Source organism: Comamonas testosteroni (genome assembly GCF_000761245.1).
Taxonomy (GTDB): domain Bacteria; phylum Pseudomonadota; class Gammaproteobacteria; order Burkholderiales; family Burkholderiaceae_C; genus Comamonas; species Comamonas testosteroni_C.
Genome location: NZ_AWOR01000084.1, coordinates 1 through 5946, shown reverse-complemented (window position 1 = coordinate 5946; position 5946 = coordinate 1). Strand labels below are relative to the sequence as shown.

General features: G+C 50.9%; 1 protein-coding gene, 2 tRNA genes and 3 rRNA genes. All 6 read left to right on the top strand.

The annotated features are described in order from the left end of the window. Positions 1-235, top strand: a 235-nt coding sequence (locus P353_RS30075) for a hypothetical protein (RefSeq protein WP_232776867.1), incomplete at its 5' end; no start/stop codon positions are given. 266 nt (positions 236-501) lie between these two features. After that, a 16S ribosomal RNA gene (locus P353_RS23985) occupies positions 502-2038 on the top strand. Positions 2039-2119: 81 nt separating this feature from the next. Next, positions 2120-2196: transfer RNA gene (locus tag P353_RS23980), tRNA-Ile, on the top strand. A 30-nt stretch (positions 2197-2226) separates the two neighbouring features. Next, positions 2227-2302 (top strand) — tRNA-Ala (locus P353_RS23975). 247 nt (positions 2303-2549) lie between these two features. After that, positions 2550-5441 (top strand): 23S ribosomal RNA (locus P353_RS23970). A 158-nt stretch (positions 5442-5599) separates the two neighbouring features. Continuing rightward, positions 5600-5715, top strand: a 5S ribosomal RNA gene (gene rrf, locus P353_RS23965). Together the 16S, 23S and 5S rRNA genes with 2 tRNA genes alongside form the textbook arrangement of a ribosomal RNA operon. Positions 5716-5946: the final 231 nt, after the last annotated feature.

Below are 5946 nucleotides of genomic sequence, written 5' to 3'. Positions count from 1 at the left end.
AGAGAAACCGAATAATTGGGTTGACGGCAGATTCTGGAAGCCTATAATTCGCCCCACTTCCGGCGCAGTCGAAACGGAAAACTCCTTGGTAAACAAAGAGTTACGCAGTTCTCGAGAGCAAGTTGCTTCAGTTCATCGAAGCCAAAAGGAAGTTGAAAAAGAGGTGTTGACAGCAGCGTGTAACGCTGTAGAATTCGCCTCCCGCTTACGAGAGATCGCAAGCGCAAGTGGTTGAAGTTGTTGAAGAAATCTTCGAAAACTTCTGAAAATAACCACTTGACAGCAAATGAGGCTGCTGTAGAATGCGCGCCTCGGTTGAGACGAAAGATCTTAACCAACCGCTCTTTAACAACTGAATCAAGCAATTCGTGTGGGTGCTTGTGGAGTCAGACTGATAGTCAACAAGATTATCAGCATCACAAGTTACTCCGCGAGAAATCAAAGATGTAACCAACGATTGCTGAGCCAAGTTTAGGGTTTCTTAAAAACCCAAAGATGTTTGAACTGAAGAGTTTGATCATGGCTCAGATTGAACGCTGGCGGCAGGCCTAACACATGCAAGTCGAGCGGTAGAGAGAAGCTTGCTTCTCTTGAGAGCGGCGGACGGGTGAGTAATGCCTAGGAATCTGCCTGGTAGTGGGGGATAACGTTCGGAAACGGACGCTAATACCGCATACGTCCTACGGGAGAAAGCAGGGGACCTTCGGGCCTTGCGCTATCAGATGAGCCTAGGTCGGATTAGCTAGTTGGTGAGGTAATGGCTCACCAAGGCGACGATCCGTAACTGGTCTGAGAGGATGATCAGTCACACTGGAACTGAGACACGGTCCAGACTCCTACGGGAGGCAGCAGTGGGGAATATTGGACAATGGGCGAAAGCCTGATCCAGCCATGCCGCGTGTGTGAAGAAGGTCTTCGGATTGTAAAGCACTTTAAGTTGGGAGGAAGGGTTGTAGATTAATACTCTGCAATTTTGACGTTACCGACAGAATAAGCACCGGCTAACTCTGTGCCAGCAGCCGCGGTAATACAGAGGGTGCAAGCGTTAATCGGAATTACTGGGCGTAAAGCGCGCGTAGGTGGTTTGTTAAGTTGGATGTGAAATCCCCGGGCTCAACCTGGGAACTGCATTCAAAACTGACTGACTAGAGTATGGTAGAGGGTGGTGGAATTTCCTGTGTAGCGGTGAAATGCGTAGATATAGGAAGGAACACCAGTGGCGAAGGCGACCACCTGGACTAATACTGACACTGAGGTGCGAAAGCGTGGGGAGCAAACAGGATTAGATACCCTGGTAGTCCACGCCGTAAACGATGTCAACTAGCCGTTGGAAGCCTTGAGCTTTTAGTGGCGCAGCTAACGCATTAAGTTGACCGCCTGGGGAGTACGGCCGCAAGGTTAAAACTCAAATGAATTGACGGGGGCCCGCACAAGCGGTGGAGCATGTGGTTTAATTCGAAGCAACGCGAAGAACCTTACCAGGCCTTGACATCCAATGAACTTTCTAGAGATAGATTGGTGCCTTCGGGAACATTGAGACAGGTGCTGCATGGCTGTCGTCAGCTCGTGTCGTGAGATGTTGGGTTAAGTCCCGTAACGAGCGCAACCCTTGTCCTTAGTTACCAGCACGTAATGGTGGGCACTCTAAGGAGACTGCCGGTGACAAACCGGAGGAAGGTGGGGATGACGTCAAGTCATCATGGCCCTTACGGCCTGGGCTACACACGTGCTACAATGGTCGGTACAGAGGGTTGCCAAGCCGCGAGGTGGAGCTAATCCCATAAAACCGATCGTAGTCCGGATCGCAGTCTGCAACTCGACTGCGTGAAGTCGGAATCGCTAGTAATCGCGAATCAGAATGTCGCGGTGAATACGTTCCCGGGCCTTGTACACACCGCCCGTCACACCATGGGAGTGGGTTGCACCAGAAGTAGCTAGTCTAACCTTCGGGAGGACGGTTACCACGGTGTGATTCATGACTGGGGTGAAGTCGTAACAAGGTAGCCGTAGGGGAACCTGCGGCTGGATCACCTCCTTAATCGACGACATCAGCTGCTCCATAAGCTCCCACACGAATTGCTTGATTCATTGAAGAAGACGAAAGAAGCAGCCCGAAATTGGGTCTGTAGCTCAGTTGGTTAGAGCGCACCCCTGATAAGGGTGAGGTCGGCAGTTCGAATCTGCCCAGACCCACCAATTTTGTGTGGGAAACGCCTGTAGAAATACGGGGCCATAGCTCAGCTGGGAGAGCGCCTGCCTTGCACGCAGGAGGTCAACGGTTCGATCCCGTTTGGCTCCACCACTACTGCTTCTGTTTGTATAAAGCTTAGAAATGAGCATTCCATCGTTGTGATGGTGAATGTTGATTTCTAGTCTTTGACTAGTTCGTTCTTTAAAAATTTGGGTATGTGATAGAAAGATAGACTGAACGTTACTTTCACTGGTAACGGATCAGGCTAAGGTAAAATTTGTGAGTTCTCTTAACTGAGAAATTCGAATTTTCGGCGAATGTCGTCTTCACAGTATAACCAGATTGCTTGGGGTTATATGGTCAAGTGAAGAAGCGCATACGGTGGATGCCTTGGCAGTCAGAGGCGATGAAAGACGTGGTAGCCTGCGAAAAGCTTCGGGGAGTCGGCAAACAGACTTTGATCCGGAGATATCTGAATGGGGGAACCCAGCCATCATAAGATGGTTATCTTGTACTGAATACATAGGTGCAAGAGGCGAACCAGGGGAACTGAAACATCTAAGTACCCTGAGGAAAAGAAATCAACCGAGATTCCCTTAGTAGTGGCGAGCGAACGGGGACTAGCCCTTAAGTGGCTTTGAGATTAGCGGAACGCTCTGGAAAGTGCGGCCATAGTGGGTGATAGCCCTGTACGCGAAAATCTCTTAGTCATGAAATCGAGTAGGACGGAGCACGAGAAACTTTGTCTGAATATGGGGGGACCATCCTCCAAGGCTAAATACTACTGACTGACCGATAGTGAACTAGTACCGTGAGGGAAAGGCGAAAAGAACCCCGGAGAGGGGAGTGAAATAGATCCTGAAACCGTATGCGTACAAGCAGTGGGAGCCCACTTTGTTGGGTGACTGCGTACCTTTTGTATAATGGGTCAGCGACTTATTTTCAGTGGCGAGCTTAACCGAATAGGGGAGGCGTAGCGAAAGCGAGTCTTAATAGGGCGTCTAGTCGCTGGGAATAGACCCGAAACCGGGCGATCTATCCATGGGCAGGTTGAAGGTTGGGTAACACTAACTGGAGGACCGAACCGACTACCGTTGAAAAGTTAGCGGATGACCTGTGGATCGGAGTGAAAGGCTAATCAAGCTCGGAGATAGCTGGTTCTCCTCGAAAGCTATTTAGGTAGCGCCTCATGTATCACTGTAGGGGGTAGAGCACTGTTTCGGCTAGGGGGTCATCCCGACTTACCAAACCGATGCAAACTCCGAATACCTACAAGTGCCGAGCATGGGAGACACACGGCGGGTGCTAACGTCCGTCGTGAAAAGGGAAACAACCCAGACCGTCAGCTAAGGTCCCAAAGTTATGGTTAAGTGGGAAACGATGTGGGAAGGCTTAGACAGCTAGGAGGTTGGCTTAGAAGCAGCCACCCTTTAAAGAAAGCGTAATAGCTCACTAGTCGAGTCGGCCTGCGCGGAAGATGTAACGGGGCTCAAACCATACACCGAAGCTACGGGTATCACGTAAGTGATGCGGTAGAGGAGCGTTCTGTAAGCCTGTGAAGGTGAGTTGAGAAGCTTGCTGGAGGTATCAGAAGTGCGAATGCTGACATGAGTAACGATAATGGGTGTGAAAAACACCCACGCCGAAAGACCAAGGTTTCCTGCGCAACGTTAATCGACGCAGGGTTAGTCGGTCCCTAAGGCGAGGCTGAAAAGCGTAGTCGATGGAAAACAGGTTAATATTCCTGTACTTCTGGTTATTGCGATGGAGGGACGGAGAAGGCTAGGCCAGCTTGGCGTTGGTTGTCCAAGTTTAAGGTGGTAGGCTGGAATCTTAGGTAAATCCGGGATTCTAAGGCCGAGAGCTGATGACGAGTTAACTTTTAGTTAACGAAGTGGTTGATGCCATGCTTCCAAGAAAAGCTTCTAAGCTTCAGGTAACCAGGAACCGTACCCCAAACCGACACAGGTGGTTGGGTAGAGAATACCAAGGCGCTTGAGAGAACTCGGGTGAAGGAACTAGGCAAAATGGCACCGTAACTTCGGGAGAAGGTGCGCCGGTGAGGGTGAAGGACTTGCTCCGTAAGCTCATGCCGGTCGAAGATACCAGGCCGCTGCGACTGTTTATTAAAAACACAGCACTCTGCAAACACGAAAGTGGACGTATAGGGTGTGACGCCTGCCCGGTGCCGGAAGGTTAATTGATGGGGTTAGCTAACGCGAAGCTCTTGATCGAAGCCCCGGTAAACGGCGGCCGTAACTATAACGGTCCTAAGGTAGCGAAATTCCTTGTCGGGTAAGTTCCGACCTGCACGAATGGCGTAACGATGGCGGCGCTGTCTCCACCCGAGACTCAGTGAAATTGAAATCGCTGTGAAGATGCAGTGTATCCGCGGCTAGACGGAAAGACCCCGTGAACCTTTACTATAGCTTTGCACTGGACTTTGAATTTGCTTGTGTAGGATAGGTGGGAGGCTTTGAAGCGTGGACGCCAGTCTGCGTGGAGCCATCCTTGAAATACCACCCTGGCAACTTTGAGGTTCTAACTCAGGTCCGTTATCCGGATCGAGGACAGTGTATGGTGGGTAGTTTGACTGGGGCGGTCTCCTCCTAAAGAGTAACGGAGGAGTACGAAGGTGCGCTCAGACCGGTCGGAAATCGGTCGTAGAGTATAAAGGCAAAAGCGCGCTTGACTGCGAGACAGACACGTCGAGCAGGTACGAAAGTAGGTCATAGTGATCCGGTGGTTCTGTATGGAAGGGCCATCGCTCAACGGATAAAAGGTACTCCGGGGATAACAGGCTGATACCGCCCAAGAGTTCATATCGACGGCGGTGTTTGGCACCTCGATGTCGGCTCATCACATCCTGGGGCTGAAGCCGGTCCCAAGGGTATGGCTGTTCGCCATTTAAAGTGGTACGCGAGCTGGGTTTAGAACGTCGTGAGACAGTTCGGTCCCTATCTGCCGTGGACGTTTGAGATTTGAGAGGGGCTGCTCCTAGTACGAGAGGACCGGAGTGGACGAACCTCTGGTGTTCCGGTTGTCACGCCAGTGGCATTGCCGGGTAGCTATGTTCGGAATAGATAACCGCTGAAAGCATCTAAGCGGGAAACTAGCCTCAAGATGAGATCTCACTGGAACCTTGAGTTCCCTGAAGGGCCGTCGAAGACTACGACGTTGATAGGTTGGGTGTGTAAGCGCTGTGAGGCGTTGAGCTAACCAATACTAATTGCCCGTGAGGCTTGACCATATAACACCCAAGCAATTTGACTACTCTAACGAGCATCAGATTGCGGTGTGTGAAGACGAAAATGAACCGAAAGTTCGACGCTCACAAAACACCGAGATCTATCACGTACCCAATTTGCTGAAGCGAGGCCAACTGGCCGCGACTCAGTACCCGAATTTCTTGACGACCATAGAGCATTGGAACCACCTGATCCCATCCCGAACTCAGCAGTGAAACGATGCATCGCCGATGGTAGTGTGGGGTTTCCCCATGTGAGAGTAGGTCATCGTCAAGATTAAATTCCGAAACCCCAATTGCGAAAGCAGTTGGGGTTTTGTTTTGGGCGCTCGAAAATCTCGATCCAGGCTGATATCCAGCCTTTCTATGCAATGACCCTGCGCATGGATATCATGCGTGCCTCATTCTGAGGCGATATGTGCATGCTGACGTTGTTGAAACTTCTGAAAGATGGTCAGTTCCATTCTGGAGAAGCGCTTGGCGCCGCCTTGGGCGTTAGTCGCAGTGC